Here is a 25365-nt window from a genome sequence, read left to right as displayed (position 1 = left end):
AAGCCGTTAGGGCTGTCGGCCACGACCTCCATCCCGAACCGGTCCCAGGGTACCGTCGTGCGAAGTCCCTTGCGCACAATGCTCTCATCGTCCGCGATCAGCACCTTGATTTTATTTGCAGTCATCGGCAGATTCCTCCCTTTTAGGCCATCTGATGGCGATGGTCGTCCCTTCGCCCTTCACCGAACGTACGGTCAGCCCGTACAGCGGTCCGAAGTGCAGCTTGAACTTCTGGTCGGCGTTCCGCAGCCCGAGCCCGCCGCGTCCGCTCCGTCTTTCGCCGGAACGGAATAACCTTTCCAGCTTATCCTCCGGAATTCCCGCCCCGTCATCGCGGAGCGTAAGCAGCAGATCGCCTTGATCCTCGGCAATCTTCATGACGATGTTTCCTTGACCGTCCGTAAAGGCATGAAAAAAAAATGTTTTCAAATAGCGGCTGCAGCGTCATGCGCGGAATCAGATACCGGCGCAGCGATTCTTCGCAGTCCAGTTCATACCGGAAAACTTCCCCATACCTGATTTCCTGGATTTTCAGGAAATGCCCGATCATTCGCAGCTCCCTGCCAAGGTAACCAGCTCCTGCGAAATGTCCAGATTTCCCTCCAGCACCATGGTTAGATGATACAGCATCTGCCGTATATCCTCGGCTCCTTGAAGCCGGGCCTTCCATTGAATGGAGTTCAGCGTATTGAACAGCAAATGCGGATTGATCTGATAATGAAACGCCCGCAGTTCCGCCTCTTTTTTAAAGCCGTTCGCTTCTCTCCACTTCGCCGATCAGCGTCTGGACTCCCGTCACCATCCGGTTAAAACTGATATCCAGGCTTCCCAGCTCGTCCCTGCCCTCGATCGGCGTCCGGGTGTCCAGCTTGCCGAAACTCACCCTTTGCATGGAATCCTTCAGCCTTCGGATCCTGGCAGTAAACCGGGAGGAAAACAAATAGGCTACGCCGAAAGCGAGCAAACAGGAAACGATGGCCACCGCCATCGTATTCCCCCGGATGATCCCGGACGATTGGTAGAACGCCTTGGCGGGAATTCTCGCTTCCATGGTCCAATGATTGACGCCGAGGGTCCGGGACCAGACAATATCGCTGTCTTTCGGGCTAAACTCCGCATCGGTTTCATATATCACATGTCCTTCCGGCGATTTTATGAGCAGATGGGCATGCGTATCCGTTTCGAATTTTCGGAACATGTGCAGCAGCTCCGCGGCATGCTCCTCTATAAGAATGATACTGCCGTTCTGAGCCTTGTTCGAAAGATGGATCGGAACGGCCAAGCCGATAACGGGCTGACCGCCGGCATCATCGCTCTTGATGAAATGATCCTGGTTATAGAATCCGAGCCAATAGGTCCCGGAATACGTCTCCGGCCTGTTTTTCCATAACGGAATATGATCTAGCTTGGCAACATCCAGGTTGTTCTCCCCGTAATAATAGCCCGACGTCGTAATAATGTAGATGCCGGCGGTCAATGGATTCCGAAGGGATTTCAAGAGGGATTCAAAATCGTTCTTCTCTATGATTTCCCCGTAGGTGGAAGGCGTTCTTCCGATCCCCGTATGAGTCGGATCCAGCAAATAGGAATAAATCGTTTCCGCCGTCTGCTTCATCCGGTTTAACGTGGAACTCGTCTGCTGCTCCAGCTGCGCCACGGCATTATCGCCGTATTTCCCGAACTGGGAATTGATGATCTTGGCGGATTGATAATATGAGAGCCCGCCAAGCGAGAACAGCGGTATGAGGGTCACGATTAAAAAACAGGACAGCAGCTTGGCCCTGATGCTGCGATAACTGCCGGAGAGAATCCGGCCGAAAAGCCTTTTTGTCCGCTGAAGTTTCATGGTCCTCTCCTTCGCCATCCAATCATATTCAGGCCGCGGCACGGGACCCGAAGGAGGCCGTTGCCGCGATAAGATTGATACCGCTTTCATTATAAACTGAACAAATGCGTCCTGTAATTAGGCGCCAACTGGAAACGGGAAAAGCACCTCCCCCAAAGACGTTATTTCGCCTCGGAAGAAGTGCAATCATCACAGGGTTAACCGGCATACTCATGGCCCAGGATCAGAAACACGCTGGAGGTCCAGGTGAAAGCCCTGTCCCGCAGCCCGGCACCGGTTAACGCATCAAAATTTTCGGCCATGCCGCTGAGATTTAGCATGCGGCAGAAGCGGCGGGAGACTTCCCTTGCCAGCTCCGGATCGCCGGCCGCGGCCACGCCTTCGACAAGCAGCATCGTGGACGGCGCCCAGATCGGCCCCCGCCAATAGCCGTCGGGTTTGTAATATCGGCTGTTTACGTTTTCGGTGGCCCAGCCGTTGTCCGTGAGAAAGCGGGTTTCGTCCCTGAGTCCTTCTAGAAGGGCGATGCGTATATGCTCCGGCAATCGCCGGCCCAGCAGAATGGGAACAAACAGCAGCAGACTGTCTCCTTCCGACACCTCGTGGGTCCCCGAACGGCAGGCCGTAAATCTTCCGTCCTTCCAAAAATGCCGAATCATGCGGTCAAGCGTATCGTCCGCTTTCCGCCTCCAGGCCGCCGACTCTTCCGCAAGGCCCAGCAATCCGGCAATCTCGGCCAAAATTTCCATCTGGATAATGAGAAAGGCCGACAGGTCGGGGCTCTCGACGGGAATGCCGTTATTAAAGGCGGTGCTGTTATCCCACCCCGAGTCGTTGCCGTGGTTGTACTGGGGAATCCCGTCACCGTCGTGATCACGGTAGGTGAACCACCAGCGCGTCCATTTGGATAAGGGACCGTAAACCTCGCGCAGTTGGGCTTCCTTGATAAAATCGGTCCGCCTCATCATCCAGGACAGCGTCCAGCCGTGGATCGGCGGCTTGTTGCAGTTCCACAGCTCGTATTTATCGTTCACGAAATCCGGAATCAGGCCGCTCTCATCCTGCCGGTCAAAAAAGACCATGAATTGGTCCCAGGCCAGCTTCGGGTTATGCCGAACGAGCGCCATCGCATTAAAACAGTTGTCCCAGCTCCAGATGTTCGTCATCCAGTTCTTGGACATGTACATGGCGGGCCGGGTCAAGCAGCCTTCGGCCGGAACCACGCAGGACCAGGTGATATAGGCTGCAAGCTCCCTCGCTGCCTGCAAGGGCTTGGGCACGGTAAGCGTGTTCCGGAGCCAGTGCGCAAAATCCTGCCGGACCTCGTCCACGGCGTCGTCAAAGTTTTCCCATCCGACGCGGTGCTCTTTAACCGTCAGAAATTCCTCCACGGCAAATTCGGCCGTATCCGCTCCGGCGTCGACGGTGAAATCCGCGACGACCCGGGAACTCTTGATCTCGTTCCATTCGACTTCCATATTCATCTGACCCGTAAGCCGGGTCAGCATAAAGCGGCAGCCGTGCGTAAAACTGTTGACCTCCCAGCTGTCTTGCGCCGCCTCATAAGCATAGTCATAAGCTGCAGGCGTAAAGGTCATCCGGATCCCGCAGCCATGGGAGCGGAACCTTACGGTCCGGGAATCGGATATGCAAATTTCCGCGGAAGCGCCGGAGTCCGGGGACGACAGTCCTACCGTTTCAGGCGAACCTTCCGGGGACGCGGGCATCAGTCGAATCATTTCCGGCGAAGCCTGCGCCTCGAACGGAACCGGCTCATTCCGGCGGTTCAGCAGTTCAATCCGGAAAGCCTCGCCGAACTTGTCGTCCCCGCCGCGGACGGTACGCAGATAAAGCCCCTTTATCCGGTCCTCCCCTTCAGGCAGAAGCGATATGGCCAGAAAGGATTCTCTTCGGCTAAAAGGCACGATATTCAGATCGAAATTCATAAGAAGTCTCCTTCCAGAGAAATGCATTCGCTTTCATTGTAGGCTTCTCTTGTAGGAAGAGGAACAGCAGGATGTTTTGACGAAGAGGGAAAATTGTTGGCAGCAGCCATGCGGTAAGAAAGAGGGTGTCATTTTGTTAGACCGTTGGGGGGAGGATTGTTGGATGCATCTGCGCTATTTATCGTCACCCCGCGTTTCATGCAGGAATAGGCTAATGTATCCCTTGTGAAACGGAGCGAAGAAGCATGTCCCATTATGAACCGCCGGTCGATGTCCGGACGTTGACCTACACGGCTCCCGGCACCGTCATTCAATATCCCCAGGTAACCGGACTTGCCAGCCGCCAAGCCGAGGAAAAAATCAACCGGGCCATCATCCTGCAGATTCAGGAAATGCAGCGGATTCAGCAGGGCGTGCAGACCGGGACCCATCCGGAGACGACCGGACATTTCGAGATCAAAACGAACGAACGCGGCATTCTCAGCCTTCTGCTGAGCAATTATACGTACTCCATCCCGATGGCCCATGGTTATACCGTAGCGAAAGCGTTAACCTTCTCTATCCGCACAGGCCAATCTTACGCGCTGTCCGACCTGTTCCGGCCGGGTTCCGGGTACGAGTCCGTACTGACGGCCGAGATTAACCGGCAGATCAAAGAACGGAGCATCCCCGTACTTGAAGGAAGCCCGGTAACCGTACAGCCCAATCAGGACTTCTACCTGGCCGACAAATCGCTGGTAATCTTTTATCCGCTGTACGCTATCACCCCGTATTACGTCGGCTTCCCGATGTTCCCGATTTCGGTATACACGCTGCAAGGAATGGCCGCCGAAACCGGTCCGCTCATGATTCTTGCCGCGGATGTGGTGTGAAACCGGTGACCTGACACGGGCTTTGATTCTAACGGACATGGAGTCCGTTATTCGTCGATTTCCACCCTTTTTGCAGGCTAACGGACAAGGAATCCGTTACTCGTCCAAATGGGCTTGCATTTGTTTGAAAATGACCGGCTAACGGATCTGTTGTCCGTTAAAACATCGAATGCCTGCTTAACGTCACTCTAACGGATCTCAGGTCCGTTAGAGCACCTCAGAGCATTCATTGTTCTGTCCAATTGGACCGAACACCGCTCCAATTTTAATCCAAGCGAAAAACGCTATCGCCCATAAGAAGGACGATAGCGTTTTTCGCGAGAAACATAAGCCAAGGATATATGCTTTCTTATATTTTAATAGCAAAACCGGGCTCTTTGCCAGAGACCCGGTTTCTTGTTGTTGGATATAGCCTTTGATGCCCCTTAACCGTAAACCGTTGCTTTATACCATCATTTTGCAGATGTCGTTCGTGAACTCCACCGGGTCGGACACCGGCAGGCCCTCGATCAACAGCGCTTGATTGTACAGCAGGTTGGTGTACAGCGAAAGCTTCTCTTGATCGTTTTTCTGAGCGTTTTTCAGCGACTGGAACACGTCATGGTTAATGTTGATTTCCAGCACTTTGTCGGCCTGGATACCTTGGTTGTTCGGCATTTGATTCAGGATTTTTTCCATTTCGATCGACAGGTCGCCCTCCGCGGATAAGCAGACCGGATGGGATTTCAGGCGTTTGGAGGCTTTGACGCTTTTCACCTTGCCTTCCAGTATTTTGCCCATCGCTTCAAACAGCTCTTTGTTGCCGCTGTCTTCCGTATCCGCCGCTTTGTCCTCCCCTTCGGACTCGATGCCAAGGTCGCCGCTCGATACGGACTTGAATTCTTTTTCCTTATATTTCATGAGCATCTTGATCGCGAACTCGTCCACGTCGTCCGTGAAGTACAGGATTTCGTAGCCCTTGTCGGCCACAAGCTCCGTCTGCGGAAGCTTCTCGATGCGGTCGATCGATTCACCCGAAGCATAATAGATATACTTCTGGTCCTCAGGCATTCTTGACACGTATTCATCCAGGGTGACCAGCTTTTTCTCCTTGGAGGAATGGAATAGCAGGAGGTCCTGAAGTACGTCCTTATTCTGTCCGAAGTCGTTGTAAACGCCGAATTTCAGCTGTCGGCCAAAGGCTTGATAGAATTTCTCGTAATTCTCCCGTTCTTCTTTCAGCAGGCTTTGCAGCGCGCTCTTGATCTTGCTCTTGATGTTCTTCGCGATCATCGTCAGCTGACGGTCATGCTGCAGCATCTCCCGGGAAATATTCAGCGACAGGTCCTCGGAATCCACCATCCCTTTGACGAAGCTGAAATAGTCCGGCAGCAGATCGCCGCATTTGTCCATGATCAGGACGCCGTTGGAGTAGAGCTCCAGCCCTTTTTCGTATTCCTTCGTGTAGTAGTCGAAAGGCGTGTTTTCCGGAATGAACAATATCGCGTTGTATACCACCGCGCCGTCCGCCTTGACGTGGATATGCTTCAGCGGTTTATCAAAGCCGTAGCGTTTCTCGTGATAAAAGTTTTCGTAGTCCTCGTCCTTCAGCTCGTCCTTGTTCTTGCGCCAGATCGGAACCATGCTGTTGACGACCTGCTCCTCGCGGTATTCCTCAAACTCGTTCTCGGCGCCTTCCTTCGGCCGCTGTCCGGAAACGTCCATCTTGATCGGATAACGGATGAAGTCGGAATACTTTTTAATGACGGCTCTCAGCCGGTATTCCTCCAAAAATTCATCGTAGCTGTCTTCCTCGGTGTTTTCCTTGATCTTGAGCACGATTTCGGTTCCCACCGTGTCCTTCTCCGCCGGTTCAATCGTATAGCCGTCGGCTCCGCCGGACTCCCAGCGGAAAGCCTCATCGCTGCCCAAAGCCCGGCTTGTCACCGTCACATGGTCCGCAACCATGAAGGCGGAATAAAAGCCCACCCCGAACTGGCCGATGATGTTGTGGCCGTCTTTCGCCTCATTCTCATTCTTGAAGGCAAGGGATCCGCTCTTGGCGATAACGCCCAGGTTGTTCTCCAGCTCCTCCTGGGTCATTCCGATCCCGGTATCCGTAATGGTCAGCATGCGGTTCGCCTTATCCGCGGCTACCTTGATGTAATAGTCTTCTTTGTTGAATACCAGATTATCGTCGGTAAGCGCTTTGTAGTAGATTTTGTCGATGGCGTCGCTTGCGTTCGAAACCAGTTCTCTGAGAAAAATTTCGCGCTGCGTGTAGATGGAGTTGATCATCATTTCCAGCAAACGTTTGGATTCCGCTTTGAATTCTTTCTTGGCCATGGATGAATCTCCCTTCAAACCGTAATTGTTCTTTTTAGCACTCACCCACAGAGAGTGCCAACACCTCTTTTATTAAACACGTTCTTATTTTTAATGTCAATATGATTCGGGCCGTTCATTGGACTTAAATCGAGCGGTTGTTGGGGGCCTGCTTTAAAAAAGCGGCTTTATGGCTGCTGCCTATGAAGGCGCCAGTATTGCCGCTTTCCTTCATCACGAATCATCCCCCCACCTTGGACAGCTCATTCCGTAAATCTGCGGCATCTTTTTTCGTCCTTTGCAATTGCCTTTTCCCGCGCCAAAAATGGCAACCCCCCTGCCCCTTGAACCAAGGCAAAGCCAGCTGATTGCTGTCCAGAAATGCGGCAACGCACGCCAAGCCATTTCATGGTTAGCGTGCGTTGAAAAATGATGATGTCGAAGACATTTTTGCTTATTGATTGATCAATCGCAAAATTTTTAAAAAAACCCCTTCTTTTATAAGCTTACATCCCCTTTCCGTTCATCAGTTCCCGGATGGTTTCCGTTATGGCTTGCTCGTGAGGCGTCCACGAGATCGGCCCGATCAACCGCTCATACTTTTCGCCGCTAAGCACAAATGGCTCCTCTGTCAGATACAGCATTTCAACGACTTCCTTCATGACCGGATTAAATAACCCGAGAAGCGACAGTCCCAAACGTCCGAGCGGAATAACGCTCTTGCTTTTCCCGCTGGCTTGTTGCGCAATCCTTACCAATTCGCGGCCCGATATGACCCCCGAACCGGGAATATGCCAATTCTGCCCGTACGATTCATCCCGCTCCGCAATCTCTACGATCATGCGGGCTGCGTCAGGGAGATAGACATATTCTCGCGGAATCTTCATGTTCCCGATAAAAGCGGTTGGTTTGCCTGCCGCGATCGCCTCCATCGTGAGAGATAGATATGACGCCTGTGCAGAAGGTCCGTAATAATCCGGAAGACGAACGATAAGCGGCTTGGCCCGATCCCAGCGTGAACTGAAGATTAGCTCTTCATAGGCCAGCCTTATTTTTCCTTTCCGGGTATGCGGACGTTTCGGATGATCCTCCGTGGCAAATTCAACCGTCCGTCTCCCATATGGATAGATCCCATCGACGACAACGACCTTTGCTCCCAAGTGATCAACGGCTTGCATGACAGATTCGCCAAGCGGCAATAGCCTCGACTCCATCTCATGGTAAGGAATATTGGCGCTGTGGAAAATGACGTCCGCTCCGGCTGCCGCGCTTGCAATGTCCTGCGGATGAAAAGCATCTCCCGTTTCAAGCCGAAGCAACGATGGAGCGTTCAATTCTTCCGCAAGCTGCTCAAGTTTTTGCATGGACCTGCCAAACGCCACCGTCTCTATGCCTCTCTTAACCAATTCAGCCGTCAGCGGTTTGCCCACCCCGCCTGTTGCACCTAATACTATCGCCTTTTTCATACGAATCATCTCCTGACCTTATTGTTATTGATTGACCAATCACTAATTATTAAAAAAATTTTTATTTTTTTGGCATCAAGTTCGGCATATCCATGGCCATAGCGACATTGCACAGCATGCCCCTTGCCAGAAACGCGGATGTTCTTTCCTCTGCATTTTTAATCCCGGCATTCCGAAAAGCATTTTCCACCTGTTCCTTCACTTGGTTCATTCCCTGCTGCATTGCGGCACGGATCGGCGTTTCCTGAATCGTCTGGGCCTGCATTTGAAGCAGAATCTCGCTGCGGTGCGAATGCATAATACCCTCGTATGCACGGATCAGCCCCGTCTCCAATTCTTCCGGTGCCGCAGATTCGATGACCTGTTGGAAAGCTTGCAGGATACGCTGCCAAGATACGTTCAGGGATTCCACCAGCAGCGATTCTTTGGTAAAGAAACGGTACACGTAAGGCTGCGATATGGATGCACGCTCCGCAACTTGCGCCGTAGTGGCCCGATAATAGCCGATTTCCGCAAACACTTCGATGGCTGCCGATACGATTTCAACGCGGCGATTAACCGATGATGGCCCTCTTGCCATAATCGACGCTCACTCCTTCCTTCAAACATTATTATTGATTGACCAATCACTAATTAAATCCAGTGTATGCCAACTGCAATCAATTTGCAAGCAGAAAATAAGAAAAAACGTCTATCGACGTACTTCCAGAAGACAGACCGCGTTTAGAAGAAGTTTTTCTTGCGAGATAGGGATGGCAACCCTCTGAAGTTTATACTTTCTTATCTCTTAACAAAAAACGTCTATCGACGCACTTCACAGAAGACAGACCGCTTATAGCGGAAGTTTTTCTTGCGATATCAGGATAGTCCATGCTTCGAAGTTTATTCTTTCTGATATCTTAAAAAAAGGCGGTCCTTGATCGGTATACACCTTAGGGATCGCCTTTTTCATGGTCTGGCTACCCGCCGTGCAGCCAACGCGCCGGGAGAGGCGCGCATTGGGAAAACGTTTCTTCTACTCTATTTCGCCAGCTTTGCTACCGCCTCGAGAGCAGCGTTGATTTCCCGATCCACGGCACGGGCAACGGTATCCGTATTCGGATCGTACTCCGCGGCCAGGTCCGCGTCGGCGAAACCGTCCATGGCCACGATGGCCCCGGCACGGGCGCCGCGAATCGCGGCCACGACGTACAAGGCGGAAATTTCCATTTCCACGCCCAAAGCGCCGGCCGCTTTATATTTGTGATGCGGGACTTCTTCCACCCCGTTGAAAAAAACATCCAGCGTCACGGTAATCCCTTTGCGCACGACGCCTTCGCCCGCTGCACGCGCGGATTCGTACAGCGCTTCGGCCACCGCGCTGTCGGCTACCGCCGGAAAACCATCCGGCACCATCTGTCGGGTAAGCCCGTCCGTTCGGATGGCAGCCGTGCTGACCACGAGGCTCCCGGCAGGCGTATCCGCGCGGTAAGAGCCGGCGGTGCCGACCCGTATCAGCGTTTTTGCGCCCGCACGGATCAGCTCCTCGAAGCAGACGGCCGCTCCCGGCGAACCCACCCCATGGCTCGTCACCGCAAGCTCCACGCCTTCATACGTACCGACAAAAGTACGGTATTCACGGCTAAATGCCAGCTCGCGGACATTCTCCAGCTTTTTCGAAATGGTCTCCGCGCGTTTCGGATCGCCGCAGACGATTGCATATTCCGGTATATCTTCACTATTCACTTGCAGGATAGGCATCAACATATCAATCATACTCCTTCCGCGTCCATTCGTCTTCGGGTATGGGCAGCGCTTCTCCGCTGAACCGTTCTTCCTTGAACGGGTCCGCTTCATTGTGGAAGCCGTTCCGCTCCCAGAAGCCCGGCCGGTCTTCCTTCATAAATTCGATCTTCCGCAGCCACTTGGCGCTCTTCCAGAAATAACGGTGCGGCACGACCGTCCGCAGCGGCCATCCGTGCTTCTCCGTCAATGGCTCGCCGTTAAACCGGTAAGCCAGCAGCACGTCATCCCTGAGCAGATCCCCGATCGGCACATTCGTCTCGTAATCCGGGTCGGCATGGAACATCACGTATTTCGCTTCCGGCTTCACCTGCAGCAGCTTGAGAAAATCGCTGAACAAAATTCCCTCCCATACGGTATCAAACTTCGACCAGCGGGTGACGCAGTGAATGTCGCAGCCCACCGCTGCGGTCGGGAGCGCCATCAACTCGCCGTAGGTAAACTTCCGCTCTTCCTCGACTTCCCCGAACACTTCCAGCGTCCATGCCTCCAGGTCATAACGGGGAACCTCCCCCTCATGAAGGATCGGGAACTTATCGGTCAGCGCTTGGCCCGGAGGCAGCTTTGCGCGCTGCTCGTCCGTCAAATTCCCCACGGGCACCGGCTTCATTTTCTTAAGCCGTTCCGCTTTCAGGTGCATGCTGATCAACTCCTTTCGGTTATGTCGGTCCATGCGTCACGTTTTGTGCTTCTTGTTCGGTTCGGCAAAACTCGCCTTGTATATCCATCCGTACCTTATCTGGAACTTGAGCTTTGCTTTTGCGCGTCCTTCAGGAAGCTCTTGTCTTTGAAGAAAAACATCGCGGCAATCGTAACGATATACGGCAGCATTTGCGTGAAATGCGTCGGCAGCGCCAAGCCCTGAACGCGAATGCTTACCGCCTCCATAAAGCCGAACAGCAGGCTGGACGCCGTTACGCCAAGAGGGCCGGATTGTCCGAGCATCGTTGCCACGAGTGCGATAAAGCCGCGGCCCTCCGTCATGCCTTCCGTGAACATGGTCAGCTGGCCCAAAGATAGCTGAGCCCCTGCCAGCGCGCACAAAACGCCGCTCGCGAGCACCGCCCCGTATTGATAGCGCGGCACCCGGATTCCGATGCTGGCGGCCGCCAGCGGATTTTCTCCGGAAGCGAGAAAACGAAAGCCGTTCTTGGTCCGGTAGAAGTAGTACCACATCAGCCCCGCAATGACAAACGCCAGATATACAAGCGGCGTGTGGCCGGATATAACGGGACCGACGACGGGGATATCTTCAATGACCGGAATGTTCCACTTTGGAAGACCGACCATCTCTTTGTCGTAAAAAGCGCCTTTCACATCAAAGATCGCCCGCAGGCTGAACGTGGTTAAGCCTGCCGCTAATGCGTTCATCGCGATCCCGACCACGATAACATTCGCTTTCAGATGAATGGCCAAATAAGCAAAGACAAAGGAAAAGAACATCACGACGATAATCGCGAACAGAATCGCCAAGACAACGTTCCCGAAAAAATAATTGCCTGCAACGGCGGCGAAAGCCCCCAGCAGCATAAAGCCTTCCAAGCCGACATTAAACAACCCGACGCGGGCGCACAGCGCTCCGCCAAGCGCTGCGAGCAAAATCGGAGTAAGAACACGGAGAGCCGTATTCAGCAAAGCAAGATCAAACAGCTGTTCCATGCGTCTTATCCCCCTTCTTTCGCTTCAGGAAGCCGTAAGTGAACCTCGCGGAAATAAACAGGATCAGCACGGCCTGGATGATAGCCCCTACTTCCAGGGGAACCTCCGTATTCCGCTCCACGCCCATCCCGCCGGTCTGCAAGGCGGCCAGGAATATGGCGGCGATCATCGTTCCGATTGGATGCGATCCGGCAAGCAGGGCCGCCATGATGCCGGTCCAGGCGAAGTCGGCCGTCGTCAGCGCGCCGTCGATGTACCGGTACTGCGAGCCCAGAATCTCAACCGCTCCCCCCAACCCGGCAAGACCGCCGCTTACGAACATCGCGCCGAGCATTACCGATCCGCGCTTGATGCCGCCATATAAGGCGAACAGCGGGTTGCCGCCGAGCATCCGGATTTCGTAGCCCGTTACGGAGCGCTTAAGCAGCACGTAAATCACAATGGCAAGGATTACCGCAAAAATAAATCCGATATGCAGCGGCATGCCCGGGAACAGCTTCGGCAGCCATACCCCGTTGTCCAGCATGGCCGATTGCGCCATGGCGGCAGAGCCTGATTCATCCTTTAGCGGATAAGCCACAAGATAGCCGGCAAACAGGTCGGCCACATAATTGAGCAGCAGCGTCGATATCAACAGGCTCACCGCAAACCTCGCGTCAAAATAACCGGCCATCACCGACCACAAGCCGCCGGCCGCAATCCCCGCAAGCAGGGCCGCCGCGCAGACCAGCCAGCCCGGCCCCGGCATATACAGACCGACCAGCGCGGCCGCAAGCGCGCCGAATATCATCTGCCCCGGCGGACCGAGGTTGAAAAATCCCGCGCGGAACGCAAACGCCGCGCCCAAACCGGCCAGAATAATGGGGGTTGCTCTTGCCAGCGTATTCGTGAAGAAATAGAATCCGCCGAAGGCGCCTTTCCACATTTCCGCGTACGTTTCCAAGATGTCCCCGCCCGCGATGACGATGGCAACCGCGCCGGCGAGAAGTCCGACGATGACGGCTGCCAGCGACTGAAGCAGCGGAGAGGCATAATTCATTAGTTTGTTCATTGGATCGTTCCTCCTGCCATCAACAGCCCCAGCTTCTCCTCCGTCGCTTCACGCGCCGTCAATTCCCCGGCAATCCTTCCTTCGTACATGACCAGAATCCGGTCCGAAAGCTTCAGGATTTCCGTTAGTTCGGACGACACCAGGAGTATGCCCGTTCCCTGGTCCCGTCTTTTCAGCAGCTCGACATGGATCGTCTCCATTGCGCCGATATCGACGCCGCGCGTAGGCTCGGCCGCGATCAAAAACGGCGTCCCCTGCTCGAGCTCCCTTGCGACAATGAGCTTCTGCAGGTTTCCGCCGGATAAATGCTGGGTGCTTGTCTCCAGCGAACCCGTCTTGATCGAGAATTTATGGACCCATCCGGACACAAGCGCGCGAATGTCGTTCAGCTTCAGAAAACCTCCCCGCTGCATTCGGCGGTGATGTCCCATCATGCCGGTATCGAGAACGGTAGCTTCCCGGCTCGCTCCCCACACGTACCGGTCCTCCGGAATGTGGGCAAGGCCGCGTTCGCGTATTTGCCGCGTCGGCATTCCCGTGACATCGGTTCCGGCCAGCGCGATCTTGCCTTGATCCGGCTGCATAAGGCCTGATACCACCTGCAACAGCTCCGATTGGCCGTTGCCGGATATGCCGGCGATGCCGACGACCTCGCCCGCCTGAACCGCTAGGCTAATGCCGTCCAGCACCGGTTTCCCCTTGGTTCCGCGAATCGTTACGTCCGATACCTCAAGCACTGGTTCACCGGGAACCGCCGGTTTCTTCTCCAGCTCCGCAAGCTCTCGTCCGACCATCAGCCGGGACAGCTCATTGGCATCCGTGCCGCCCTTATCGACGGTGCCGGTGACGGTCCCATCGCGAAGCACCGTAATTCGATCCGCCACGTCAAGCACCTCGTTCAGCTTGTGGCTGATGAGGATAAAGCTTTTGCCCTGCTTCGCCAGCAGCTTGATGGCCTGCAGCAGCTCCTGGACTTCCAGCGGCGTCAGAACGCCTGTCGGTTCGTCCAAAATAATGATTTCGGCGCCCTGGTACAGCACCTTTAGTATTTCGACCCGCTGCTGGACACCCGGAGCGCTGCTCCCCGCAACGGCTCTCGGGTCCACCTTCATTCCGTATTGATCGCAGAGTCCTTCCACGATTTTGACGGCCTGCTTCCGGTCGAACCTGGCAGAAGCCCCCGGCTCCTTGCCGATAACGATATTCTCGGCGATCGTAAAGGAAGGAAAGAGCATAAAGTGCTGGTGTACCATTCCGATGCCGTGACGAATGGCGTCTAAAGGACTGGAAAAGGTGACTTCCCTGCCGTTCAGCCGGATCGTGCCGGACGTCGGCTGCTCCATACCGTACAATATCCGCATAAGCGTCGTTTTGCCTGCACCGTTCTCTCCGACGATGGCATGCACTTCGCCCGCGCGAAGCGAAAAATCAATGCCGCGGTTTGCGCTGAACTCCCCATACTTCTTCGTAATATTGTCCATTTGGAGTAGCATTAAAGATCTGCCTTCCTTTCAGCCAAAGTATAGAGAAACCTTATTTACCCCTTCGCTGTTAACAAAAGACCGACTGCCTTGGACAGCCGGTCGGGGGAATAAACTCGATTATTGCTCCAGAGCGTTCGTAACTTTGATTTTGCCCGCGATAATGTCGTCGGCAATCGCTTTAACCTTGTCCACGGTCTCTTGTCCGATGAAATCGTTAAGCGGCGTCTTGCTCTCGTGAGTAACGTAGGTCAGGCCTACGCCGCCTTCCTTCAAGCCATAGTCGCGGACATCGAAGGAATACTTGCCTTCCGAAAAATCTTTTACGGTTTCATATACGACGGTGTCCGTGCTCTTCAATTGAGCGAGGACTACGTGCTCCGGATCCACGCCGGTGTTGTCGGTGTCCTGGCCCGAAGTGTAGAAGCCTTTTTCCTTGGCGGCCTCAAACACCCCAAGGTCGCCGACGGCGGACAGTCCCGCAACGAAATCCGCGCCTTTCGAGTTTTGCAGAAGGGCGAATTCTTTGGCTTTTGCCGGATCCGTGAAGCTTCCGACATAGTTCACGAAGATTTCGACGTCCGGACGGACCGATTTCGCGCCTTCCTCAAAGCCGGTAATGTATTTGTGCATGATCGGAATGTCATTGGCGACCACATTGCCGAGCTTGCCGGTTTTCGTAGCCAATCCGGCCGCCGCTCCCAGCAGGTAAGCCGCTTCGTGCTCTCGGAAAACGACGCTGCGGACGTTAGGCAGGTCAACCACGGTATCGATAATGGCAAACGGCACGTCCGGATTTTCCGGCGCAACCTTCTTCAACGCATCCTCCATCTGGAAGGTTGAGGTAATAATGAGATCATATTTCTCGGCAACGGCTGTACGAAGGTTCTGCTCTATCGAAGCCGGGTCCGTCGATTCGATCGTCTTGACCTCCACGCTGAAATCCGCCGCAGCTTTCTTCAAACCTTCATCCATTAACGAGAAGAACGGATTGACGCCGATTTTCTCGGGAAGAACGAGCGCGATGCGTTTTTTTATCTTTGGAATCGCCCTTGCTGCCGGTGGACTCGCCGCCTTCGGCCTTGTCTTTGCTTCCGCAGCCTGCGAGCAACCCGACGACCAGAACCATTGCTAATAGAATTGACCAAGTCTTTTTTCATTTTCTCCCCTTATCCTCCTCAGTGTGCTTATCCGGTATAGCTATATCCTAGGGGATAGAAGAGCATATGTCAAAAGAATTTTAGCGAATTGCGCAGTTTATTGTAATAAAATGTAATTTAAATATGTATTTTGGTCTTTTTTAAGTATATTTATATTGATTAAATGAGTTAATGTTCGGAATTTACGAAATTTAACATCTGTAATTCCCCCGAACGTTTTTTTGTTTCTCGGATTTGGACAATCGCTTGAACCCGAAAAAAGGCCATCGCGTGGCGTGCGTCATGCACACCCTACGATGACCGGGAGATTGAGGGATTTGATAATCAGGAGTCGAAAACACGGATCCACTTATACCGGTTAACCTTTACGACAGCCACAAAACATTTCAAAATCTGGTCCGATTTCAGGCAGATGAACGTCACCAGCGGCGACAGGTCAAACACGAATGCGCACAGGAACGAGGAAGGCAGCACGACCAGCCACATGAAAATAAAGTCATTGTACAGCACGAACCTCGTGTCTCCTCCGCTTCGGACGATGCCGGTGAGGGCAGGCATTTGATAGGCGGTTCCGACGACCGTGATCGACAGCACCGTCATGAACTGCAGCGCCAGCGACTTGGCTTCGCCGGATACGCTGTAGAAGCCAAGCACAGCGTCCTTCAGAATAAACAGCACCGCGCCCGCGCATAGGCCGAGGATGAGGTATAGCACCTGCAGCGTTTTGGCGTACGGTTTTATTTTGTCCGTAAAGCCTTCGCCGATCGTTTTGCCGATCAGTACCGCCGTTGCGCTCGCCGACGCGTAGATCACGACCGTCACCAGCTGAAAAATGGTGGTTGCGATGCTGTTGGCCGCGATTGCCGCCTCCCCCATATGCCCAAGGATCGCGGTTTGCGCTCCCATGGCAAGTCCCCAGATCGTATTCGACAGGAGAATCGGCGATCCGACGGCGATATACTGCTTAAACAGACCCATGTCGATCCGGAAGAAATCCTTCAGCTTGAGCAGAATTTTCCGGTCGTATTTTTTGATGTACACGCAGACGATCACGGTTTCGATCACCCGGGCGATCAGCGTGGCTATGGCCGAGCCTGTCACCCCCAACTCGGGAAAGCCCAAATGGCCGTAAATCAGCACGTAGTTCAGGCTCACATTAATGATTAACGTGGATAGAGAGACGATAAAGCCGATTTTGACCGTTTCCACGCTGCGCAGGGAAGCGAGCAGTATATTCGTTACCGCAAAAAAGACGTAGGAAAAGCATATGACCTTCAAATATTCGACGCCTTCCGAAATGACGCTCTCTTCGCCGGTAAACAGCGACAGCGTGCCATGCGGGAAGAAATAAACCACCGCCCATAATAAAAAACGCCAACCCGACGGCCATCCGCATCCCGATGCTGGCCATCTTCGCAATGGCCCCCATGTCCTTCGCCCCCCCAGAAACGGGACGACATGATGACCACCCCCTCGGCCGCGCCCAATACGAGCATATGCAGCAAAAATTGCACCTGATTCCCCAAGGCCACGCCGGAAAGCGCCGATTCGCTGTAACCGCCGAGCATGAGATTATCCGATAAATTCACCCCGAGGGAAATGGTGTTTTGCAGGCCGATCACCAGGGTAAGCCAAAAAAAAGCTCTTATAAAACGGTTTCTCTCGCACCATGAGACTCATAAAAAAATACCTTCTTTAGTATTGTTGGTTTAGGATACCTTACCAATATATACTAACTCCTTAAAATAATCAGTACTCTTTCAGTTGCAGTGTCGATTTTGATAGAATGATTTCGTTTTCCGTTTTTCAGCTTCGGGACATCCTGCCATAGGCAAATGCGGTGACAAGCTCTCGCAATCTTTCATATGCTGGCAAAAAGCGAGGTGAACTCTTGGCCGTGGCCTATAAAAGCAGTACTGTCAAAAGCAAATGGACAAAAACATTATGGCTTCTGGGGGATCCCAATTTAAAGGCATACGTTCCAGCGACCCAGCCCTTCAGCAAAAGCAATCTGAAATCCATGCTCTCCTCCTATTCCACGGTATATTTCAAGCCGACCAACGGATCTGGAGGACATAACATCATCCGGATCAAAAAAAAAGAAAAGCGGGTATCAGACTCAGCTGAATACGGTAAAGAAAACCCACAAGACCCAGGATAAGCTATACGATGAGCTGAGACGTTTTGCGGGCACGAAAGCCTTTTTGCTGCAAAAAGGCATCCGGTTAGCCAGAACCGGCGGGAGACCGTTTGATATTCGTGTCATGGTGCAGAAGACCAATAAGGGCAACTGGGTCAGCACCGGATTGTTTACGAAGGTCGGACGGCCGAATAAAGTCGCTACGAATTATAATCAGGGCGGATCCGTCGGATATTTTCACAAGACCATGGCCGGTGCCGGATACGACCATCATTCCATCCGGAGCAAGGAAACGAAGCTGAAGCAGCTCGGTGTATGGGCAGGCTATAATTTCGACAGGCATTCCAAAGGGTTTAAGGAATTGGGACTTGACGTTGCGTTGGATTTCAAGGGCAAGCCTTGGATTCTGGAAGTAAACACGCGGCCCCAGTTTTATCCTCTCAAGGGTTTAAAGGACAAAAGCCTGTACAACCGCATCCTCTCATACAGCAGACAGTACGGAAGAACCAAATAAAATTTACGCAAAAAGAGATGACCCTGATAAGTTTTGCGGTCATCTCTTTTGTATGGAGTGTGTTTTTGGATGTATTACCCGATGATTAGGTTCCCATTGGTATGCTGTACCGAGGTTCCTTCTGCAGGAAGCGAGGAACGATTGACCTGCTCTTCAACGCAAGCCGTTATTAAGAAGTAGGCTCCGCCGGCGACGCTTCCCTCCGCTGCGTCATACCGTCCTCCCTTGAAGCGAGAGCCGACGGCCTTTAAATGAAGCTTGCCGTCCGTGATCCGGAAATGCGCGGTAGCCTGATCCGCCGCAAGGCTTTGACAGCTGCCGTAATGAAGAGTGAAGACACCGCCTTCGGATTTTTTGACGATAAAGGCTTTCTCGCCGTTCGTCCCGTGGAACACGGCTCCGCCGTCAACCGTCAGGCTTTGGTCCGCGGTACCCGTCTTAGCATAATCCCAGGCGCCGGTAAATACCAGGCTGCAGTTCTCCAGCCCCCCGCCGCTGACCAAAACCTCCTTGCTTCCGACTCGCAGAATCCCCGTTGCCTCGGATAATCCCCTAAACCAAGTGTCCCGGAGGGTAAGCCGGTTGATGCTGCCGATATTCACGTCCTCCACCTTCGTAAACTGGCAGTTCGCGATCAGCAGATCGTTCGCCACCGGCGTTACGCCGACGGCCTCACTCCGGATCGGTCTTGCGATTTCATAGCCCTTCAACATGCCGAAGGACGAACTTTCGATGCTGTTCGGGCGTTTGGAACGCGCCGAGCTTTGGGACAGCGTGATCATGTTTTCGGCGATGCAGCCCCTGATTTGAAGACCGTCGACGTTCGCCCAGATGGAGCCGGAATTGCCGAGGCCCGGCTTGTTGATCGCATAGCAATCCTCCAGGGTGAGGTCCGTCAGCTTTTTATGGGCGACAATCCGGGTGGCGATATGCTTTTTGACGGTGATCCTTTTCGCGCTGTCGCCCCAGTGGGTGCCGCTGTTCGCAAAAGACAGCAGCCCGGAATTGCCGATATACGTCAGGTCGTGCTCAAACTGGCCGTGGGTGACGAACGGACCGTAATCGTCCCCGTCCCCGTGGCAGTTCTCCACCATGCAATAAGCCGCGCAGGTAAAATCGTTCAAATGGCGCGCGTTGCTGGTGTTGCAGTTCCGCACGTTTCCGTACAGGACGTTCAGCTGTTGGGTCAGGTAACCGGTACCGCCCCAATCCCGTTCCTCCGGGTTGATCAGCTCGCAACTTTCCGTAATATAGTGAGAGCAGTAACGGCGCTGAACGACAGGCCAGAACACTTTGGTCGCCCGGATGCCGGACACGTCGCATTCCACCGCAAATTCGTAGGCGACGGGGTTTGAACCGATCTGATCCCACGTTTCGAACGGTCTCTGACTCGTCGACTGCGTCGGAGGAACCGGAACGCCCGCGAACTTCATGTTCCGGACGATGGAGCGGAAGACCGGATTCATTTTTTTTGTATGTAATCGTGCGCCCTGCTTCCAGCGCCCAGCCGAGCTTATAGTTCACCCGGATATGGGAGCCGTCGATAATTTCCGTCACTTTAACCATATAATCCAGTTCCCGCTGCGCTTTGCCGCCTTTCTGCGGAGACACCTGCGCGATCCACCAGTCGTCCACCGCAAAACCGGAAGAGCCCTGCACTTCCAGCACATCGCTTCCTTCGGGAAGTTCCGCGCTTAGCGTAACCTGGCCGGCCTCACCAGCTTCCTCTCCCTGAAAAAACAAGACGGCCCCGAACGGATTATCCCGGGTATTCAGCTCGATGCCTTCCGTCGTCACCATATGGCCTCCGAAATCCAGTTCGATTCCGCTCCGATGGAAGACATGCCGTTTGACAAAGTTTAAATCCGTATGCGCTTCGATCCGGTGGATGGAAAGATCGTTTACCATGGCATCCAGCGCTTCGTCCGCGTTGGTCTTCTCGTCAAAAATGCCGAACCAGCGGAAGTCGGCTACCCCCTGATGAACCGTTTCCCAACGGCCCGTCCCGCCTGACGGAGCATGAACCGTACCTCCGTTATCGTCCTTCCGGCCGTCAGGCACCCAGCGGACCCATTTGCCTCCGCCGTCGCCGGCCTCATGATAGCCGGCCACATACACCAGCGCGTCAGCCTTGAAACTCCTGGGATTCAGCCTAAGCAAAGCGTTGACGTTAGGCACGACCTCAACTTTGGTGTGAGCTCCCCCCATAGCGGCCGCGTTCTCCTGCGGTGCCGGGACCTCCTCGGCAAAAGCCAGCTTGGAGGTAAGGACGCTCCCTACCACAACCGCTCCGGCCGCTCCCAGCACCTGCAGCGCTTTTCGCCGGCTTACGGTCGGATTACCTTGTAATCTGCTGTTTTCCTCGTAAGTCATCATGGATCCTCCTTTAGTCGTTCATATCTGCCTGGCGCTTACTCTTTGTTCCGCGTTTCATCAGGTTCCGTCATCATTTTGGATGCTCCGGCTTTCAGTTCCCGGATGGTCGTGCCTACGGCGCGTCCCAGCTCCGGAAGCTTTTTAGGCCCAAACAGCAATAACCCAAGCACAACCAAAAGGATGGCCCCCGTTACTCCGATCGTTGGCATCATCAATTCCTCCTTTACCCGTCCAGTGATATGGATTCCATGCAAAAACGCCCTGTATCCGCCCTATCGGCATCTTATGGATACGCTTACAAAAACTTGTCAAACCCTCCTTTAATTGATTATTAATTCATGAATCAGCGATAAATAATAACTCAATCATTCCATTCGCCGTCCTGATGTACGCTGATGTATGTAAATTATAAAAACATCCTTATTTTTTTGTCAATGAGAAAAAAAACGTCCGTAAACCTGCCCGTTGGCTCCAAGGAAAAAGCCATCTGCCTTACGGCAAATGGCATCTGTATGATTCCGGCGGCTGCAGCTTTTCAAGATGATCGTTCAGAATGTGCTCGTCAATGATTCCCGACCAGTATTCCTTAAGACTCCGGCTAAACCGCTTCAAGGATTCCACCGGTATCCCCAGCTCTTTGTGCGCCTTGAACGTCGGGAACAGCTCCCGGTACATCGCATAGCGGGAAGGACGGTTCAGATGATCGCCGACCGGCGTCTCGGCGGCTTCTTTTCGGGATGGAATGCTCAGCCTTTGTTCCCGGATGAGCCGCTGGGCTTCCGGGGAAGCGAGAAACTCGGCGAACGTGCGGGCAGCCTCCTTCTCCTTCGAGCTGCGGTTCACCGCCGCCCCGATCGATAACAGCAGCGTCCGCTGTTCTCCTCCGCGATTCATCAGCGGTACCGGAGAAATGTCATATGAAAGCGGCAGATCCCTGAACGCATTCAGGCTGAAGTACGTGGTAAGAATCATGGAGACCCGCTCCTGTTTGAACAAAGAGATGGAGTCGTCCTCACTCGTGCCGGAAAAATATTTCGGAAAAATCGCATGGTCGTTCACGACGTCGCTGAATTTCCGCAGGCTGGCCGCGGCCTTCGGATGAGGCCCCGGTCCCCATCCGCTTTGCAGCAGGAACAACGGGTAGCGGTTCAGGGAAGTCGGCACGAAATAAATCGAATGCCTGCCGCTGAAGGCGGTCAGGTTGCGGGAAGTTTCGAGCAGGTCGTCCCATGTCCAGGAGCTGTCCGGCTCCTGGAGTCCAGCCTCCCGAAAATGCGTTTTGTTATAGCAGAGGACGACCGGAGAGAACGAAACGGCCCGGGCATAGAGCCGGCCTCCATGCTGGAACGGCTCCTCCGCCGCGGGATATAGCCCGTTGTCCGGCTCCAAAGGCTCGAGCAGGGACAAGACATCCCCGGTCTCCGTCAGTTCCTGGAACTGCGAGCTGTTGAAGGACACCACGTCAAGCAGTCCGCCCGCAAGCATCTCCCGGGCCGACGTAACATGCCCGAAGAAATCAAGCGGAATGGCCCGTACCTGAATGAACGGGTATCTGGCGTGAAATTCATCCAGCAGCACAGACAGCGCGATGTCTTCGAACAACGTCGGATTGCATCCGAAATGGAGATAGGTCCTCTTCCGCTGCTCCGTCACCAAACTTCCGACCCGGTCTATTTTTACGATCAGCCCTTCGGCTACCAATACATCCAGCCCTTTGCGGACCGTCTTGTTGCTTATATGAAACTGCTTGGCCAGCGCGCTTTCCGAAGGGAGAAACGAGCCGGGGCTCCGGGCCCCATTCAGAATCTCCATGCGGAGCGTCCGGATCATGCGGTCCAATTTTTGCTGAAAGGACAGCTTTACTGATTCCTCATTCATGTACAATGCTCCCGATCATTGGATAAAGTTTACATCACGTATTATATTGTGGGGTATGGCCCCCGGATTGTCAAACATTACGATTGGGAACAGCAATCCATTTATCGTGACTTTCTAATGGGTCCATTAGCCGATGCACAAAACCCGTCCATATGGCAGAATTCATCTAATGCAATATTTTGCAAACGCATACAAATCTGCGATTTCATCCAAAACGGGAGGGAAATGAATGAAGCGAATCTGGGGCCAAGCGGTTGTCACAGCGATTTTACTCTTTACGATGTTGATTGCGTTAACAACAGGCGCGGCAGCCGAGCCATCGGCCGAGTTGCGCAATCTCGCAGCAGGAGTCGGCTATACCTGGTCAGAGCAGCCGGAGCCCGGCTATGGTGATGACGGAAAGGAATTGACGGACGGAAAATTCGGTTCAACCGTTTTTTCCGATGCCGCTTGGGTTGGTCACTTGCGTAAAACGACGCGTGCCGTCGTGTTTGATCTGGGAGAGAAGAAATCGATCGCGAAAATCCGGGCCCATTTTCTTCAGGATTCCTCCGTTGGGATCGCCTATCCGAATACGGTGTCCATGTACGTGTCCGACGATCATTCACAATGGGGAACGCTTGCCCATCTCCCGAGCAAGACCCCAAGATGGGAGCCGGTTTCGGCTAACACTCAGGATTTCGCCTGGGATGGCAGCAAGGACGGAATCGGTCCGCACAAGGAGGCACTAGCCTATGCCCGTTATGTCAAAGTAACGTTCACCACCGACGTGTTTGTTTTTTTTGGATGAGATTGAAATATGGGGCATGGACGGCAAAATGAACAAAGCCAGACCGGTGCAGCCGGATCGTCCCGCTTATCAGGAACCGGGCAAGGCAACGGGAGGAATCCGCAATCTCGTTTTGCTGAATAATGGGTACGCCAAGGACGATTCAGGGATTTGGACGAAGAAGGAGTTAACCCCATATATCAGTTATGTGAATGAACGGGAAGAACCGGAGGATTGGTTATTCGACGGAATTTTGTATCACGGGCTGCGTTCACCGGAGGGGCGTGATTTCACAACGGGAACAGCCAACCTTGACGATTGGAGGTGGTATCTGGACAAGACATTTGCGGAGCAAGGTGATTTACAGCAGCTGAACGAAGCCGTTGCGGAAGCCGGGAGACGCTTGGGCGATCCTGGACACAAAGTGAAAGTCGTGCTTATGATTCCGAATCCCGGGGATTCGGCGGGGGATTTTGGCGATGTGGACGGCGATGGCATTCCCGAAAGCTTTAACACAGCCGGGATTGGCACGGAAGCGGCTTATGCCAATAAATTAAAGGCCGTCACATGGTGGATCACGCAGGTCAAAGAAAGATGGAAAGAGGAAAAGTACCCGAATTTGAAACTAAACGGCATGTACTGGAGCAGCAAAGGAATCAGCTTAACCGATCCGTCGGAACCAAATTTGATCCAAGCGACGGGCAGCCTGATGCACAGGAATCATTTGAACTATTTTTGGATCCCCCATTTTCAAGGCAACCGGAACTTCGACTGGATGGACCTGGGCTTCGACGCCGCGCTGCTGGAGCCGAACCATTACGGTTCGCCCGCACAGATTCCCCAGCGCTTGGGAGATGCCGCTGAATTAGCGAGGCAATATCATATGGGAGTCGAGCTTGAGTGGGATGAACGGATCAATAAAGATAACGAGAAGAGGCAGCAGTATATCGATGATCTGAACGGAGGCGCGGATTATGGATACATGTATGATGCTTTTAAAACGTATGATCAGGGAGAAAGCAAGGCCTTGCTTGACAGTGCCCGAAGTACGGATCCGGTTTCACGACAAAACTATGACTTCCTGTACCAATTCGTGATGGGTACCTACGAAAAACCAGAGCCGTGCGCCAAAAAACCAGATGGTCCCATTGAACGAACTGCTCGGCAATATGTCGTGAAGTGCGGAAGCGAGATAACGATCGCCCACAAATACAATGATTTCGTTGACCTGTGGTTCGTATTCGATCGGTTTGGAGCCAACAAGCTGGTCAGTTTTAAGGAATGGCGGCTGGCGGAGAATACCGGAACGGATGCCAATCCTGACATGGAACGACCGTACACCCTTTTGCAAGGCGATGTATCCGACTGGATCGGTCCTTATATCGTAAGGGCGAATGCGGACGGCAACGGTCATCCTCCGAGTTTTACGGGAGGAAACCACGCTTATGATGGAGGAAATACCGGATCTGCTACGGCAGTCACCGAATCTGTGCAGGTATGGGCTGATGGCGTGGAGTTGGAAGAAGGCAAGGTCGTTTCAAGCGATGAGGTCAAAATTCGCGTGGTTAACTTGGTTCAAGGATATAACACCAAGCTGCAGGACGGCACCGGAAGAGCCGTTTTGAAAGAAACGGTGACGTATGAAATTTCGGGCGGCCGTGTTCGCGTGCATAATGATATCGAAGCGCTGGAGGATATCATCTTTGAAACCTATTACGGTCTGCAAACGGTGAACGGCGCATGGAACCATACCGTGCGATATTACGCCGGCGATCGGGAAGCAGCCTCAAGTCCGGCCAATGTATACAGCGATTCCGGAACCAAAACCTTAAATCCGGACATTGACAGCTTCTTGCTCAGTTCCGATGATCAAGGCGGATTCCGGCATATGCTGCGAGTACAGCTCGACCGGCAATACGGTCTTGGAACATTGCAGCACCTTGCCGAGGATATGCCCGTCGTTTTCACGCAAAACTACGGGAAGACCTACTTCCTTCAGATCAAAGGAACGGCACCGGAACTGAAAAAGGGTGAGCGGTTCTCTTGGCAAGGCAGCTATGACTTTTACTCTCAAAATCAATGAAACGAAAAGGATTGCAGCAAAAAGCCTCCGTCCTGTCG

General features: G+C 53.4%; 20 protein-coding genes and 3 pseudogenes. 4 read left to right on the top strand and 19 right to left on the bottom strand.

The features are described from left to right. Positions 1–111 precede the first annotated feature (111 nt). The 4 genes from XI25_RS34395 to XI25_RS08360 all read right to left on the bottom strand — a co-directional run bounded on the left by XI25_RS34395 (position 112) and on the right by XI25_RS08360 (position 3792). Positions 112–429, bottom strand: a complete 318-nt coding sequence (locus tag XI25_RS34395; RefSeq protein ID WP_235439753.1) for a sensor histidine kinase — start codon at positions 427–429, stop codon at positions 112–114. Positions 430–546: 117 nt separating this feature from the next. Continuing rightward, positions 547–699: a sensor histidine kinase gene (locus XI25_RS34390; protein ID WP_235439752.1), complete on the bottom strand. Its 153-nt coding sequence runs from the start codon at positions 697–699 to the stop codon at positions 547–549. Between the two features lie 46 nt (positions 700–745). Further along, entirely contained in the window at positions 746–1846 is a 1101-nt protein-coding gene (locus XI25_RS34385; protein WP_235439751.1) for a cache domain-containing sensor histidine kinase, read from the bottom strand. A 197-nt stretch (positions 1847–2043) separates the two neighbouring features. Then, positions 2044–3792, bottom strand: a complete 1749-nt coding sequence (locus XI25_RS08360) for an amylo-alpha-1,6-glucosidase (protein ID WP_046678169.1) — start codon at positions 3790–3792, stop codon at positions 2044–2046. Between the two features lie 245 nt (positions 3793–4037). On the opposite strand from XI25_RS08360, the gene XI25_RS08355 reads away from it, so the two are divergent. Continuing rightward, the gene (locus XI25_RS08355; protein WP_046678168.1) at positions 4038–4664 is read left to right on the top strand and encodes a DUF3298 and DUF4163 domain-containing protein; all 627 of its coding nucleotides are present in this window, start codon (positions 4038–4040) and stop codon (positions 4662–4664) included. A 444-nt stretch (positions 4665–5108) separates the two neighbouring features. On the opposite strand, the gene htpG is transcribed toward XI25_RS08355, so the two are convergent. The 11 genes and pseudogenes from htpG to XI25_RS35720 all read right to left on the bottom strand — a co-directional run. Continuing rightward, complete coding sequence (htpG, locus tag XI25_RS08350; protein WP_046678167.1) at positions 5109–6989, bottom strand: molecular chaperone HtpG; 1881 nt, start codon at positions 6987–6989, stop codon at positions 5109–5111. Between the two features lie 485 nt (positions 6990–7474). Continuing rightward, positions 7475–8434 carry an SDR family NAD(P)-dependent oxidoreductase gene (locus XI25_RS08345; protein ID WP_046678166.1) on the bottom strand — a complete coding sequence of 320 codons (960 nt, stop codon included), beginning with the start codon at positions 8432–8434 and terminating at the stop codon, positions 7475–7477. A gap of 61 nt (positions 8435–8495) precedes the next feature. Further along, positions 8496–9014 carry a TetR/AcrR family transcriptional regulator gene (locus XI25_RS08340; RefSeq protein WP_046678165.1) on the bottom strand — a complete coding sequence of 173 codons (519 nt, stop codon included), beginning with the start codon at positions 9012–9014 and terminating at the stop codon, positions 8496–8498. Positions 9015–9454: 440 nt separating this feature from the next. Next, the gene (locus XI25_RS08335; protein WP_046678164.1) at positions 9455–10180 is read right to left on the bottom strand and encodes a nucleoside phosphorylase; all 726 of its coding nucleotides are present in this window, start codon (positions 10178–10180) and stop codon (positions 9455–9457) included. 1 nt (position 10181) lies between these two features. Beyond that, positions 10182–10856, bottom strand: a complete 675-nt coding sequence (locus XI25_RS08330; protein ID WP_046678163.1) for a sulfite oxidase-like oxidoreductase — start codon at positions 10854–10856, stop codon at positions 10182–10184. Between the two features lie 95 nt (positions 10857–10951). Beyond that, positions 10952–11875: an ABC transporter permease gene (locus tag XI25_RS08325; protein ID WP_046678162.1), complete on the bottom strand. Its 924-nt coding sequence runs from the start codon at positions 11873–11875 to the stop codon at positions 10952–10954. After that, on the bottom strand, positions 11859–12926 hold the full coding sequence (locus XI25_RS08320) for an ABC transporter permease (RefSeq protein ID WP_046678161.1): 1068 nt from the start codon (positions 12924–12926) through the stop codon (positions 11859–11861). Before XI25_RS08320 ends, XI25_RS08325 begins: the two co-directional genes overlap by 17 nt. Further along, positions 12923–14419 carry an ABC transporter ATP-binding protein gene (locus tag XI25_RS08315; RefSeq protein WP_046678160.1) on the bottom strand — a complete coding sequence of 499 codons (1497 nt, stop codon included), beginning with the start codon at positions 14417–14419 and terminating at the stop codon, positions 12923–12925. The genes XI25_RS08320 and XI25_RS08315 overlap by 4 nt, the downstream gene beginning before the upstream one ends. Before the next feature lie 108 nt (positions 14420–14527). After that, positions 14528–15536: pseudogene (locus XI25_RS08310) on the bottom strand (BMP family protein). A gap of 355 nt (positions 15537–15891) precedes the next feature. Further along, positions 15892–16986 (bottom strand): MATE family efflux transporter, encoded by a 1095-nt coding sequence (locus tag XI25_RS08305; RefSeq protein WP_268794480.1) that lies wholly within the window; start codon positions 16984–16986, stop codon positions 15892–15894. Positions 16987–17063: 77 nt separating this feature from the next. Further along, positions 17064–17135, bottom strand: a pseudogene (locus XI25_RS35720) (hypothetical protein); the annotation flags it as partial. A 272-nt stretch (positions 17136–17407) separates the two neighbouring features. Here XI25_RS35720 and XI25_RS08300 point away from each other — a divergent pair. After that, positions 17408–18221, top strand: a pseudogene (locus XI25_RS08300) (YheC/YheD family protein). Positions 18222–18295: 74 nt separating this feature from the next. On the opposite strand, the gene XI25_RS33675 reads toward XI25_RS08300, so the two are convergent. The 4 genes from XI25_RS33675 to XI25_RS08290 all read right to left on the bottom strand — a co-directional run bounded on the left by XI25_RS33675 (position 18296) and on the right by XI25_RS08290 (position 22475). After that, positions 18296–19315 (bottom strand): hypothetical protein, encoded by a 1020-nt coding sequence (locus XI25_RS33675; RefSeq protein WP_052759522.1) that lies wholly within the window; start codon positions 19313–19315, stop codon positions 18296–18298. Next, positions 19251–20597, bottom strand: coding sequence for a hypothetical protein (locus tag XI25_RS33670; protein ID WP_200901402.1), 1347 nt, complete (start codon positions 20595–20597; stop codon positions 19251–19253). Before XI25_RS33670 ends, XI25_RS33675 begins: the two co-directional genes overlap by 65 nt. A 35-nt stretch (positions 20598–20632) precedes the next feature. Further along, entirely contained in the window at positions 20633–20809 is a 177-nt protein-coding gene (locus XI25_RS32015) for a twin-arginine translocase TatA/TatE family subunit (protein WP_442950367.1), read from the bottom strand. A 280-nt stretch (positions 20810–21089) separates the two neighbouring features. Beyond that, complete coding sequence (locus XI25_RS08290) at positions 21090–22475, bottom strand: extracellular solute-binding protein (RefSeq protein ID WP_046678159.1); 1386 nt, start codon at positions 22473–22475, stop codon at positions 21090–21092. A 229-nt stretch (positions 22476–22704) separates the two neighbouring features. Here XI25_RS08290 and XI25_RS31195 point away from each other — a divergent pair, with 229 nt between their 5' ends. After that, a complete protein-coding gene (locus XI25_RS31195) occupies positions 22705–23265 on the top strand; it encodes a discoidin domain-containing protein (protein ID WP_052759520.1) in 561 nt (186 codons plus the stop codon). Then, positions 23258–25327 carry a DUF4855 domain-containing protein gene (locus tag XI25_RS31190; RefSeq protein ID WP_152669096.1) on the top strand — a complete coding sequence of 690 codons (2070 nt, stop codon included), beginning with the start codon at positions 23258–23260 and terminating at the stop codon, positions 25325–25327. The genes XI25_RS31195 and XI25_RS31190 overlap by 8 nt, the downstream gene beginning before the upstream one ends. Positions 25328–25365 lie beyond the last annotated feature (38 nt).

The sequence above is a fragment of the Paenibacillus sp. DMB20 genome (assembly GCF_000987955.1).
Classification (GTDB): Bacteria; Bacillota; Bacilli; order Paenibacillales; family Paenibacillaceae; genus Paenibacillus_AQ.
The sequence above is the reverse complement of the archived record's forward strand: the minus strand, read 5'-3'. Positions and strand labels throughout refer to the sequence as shown.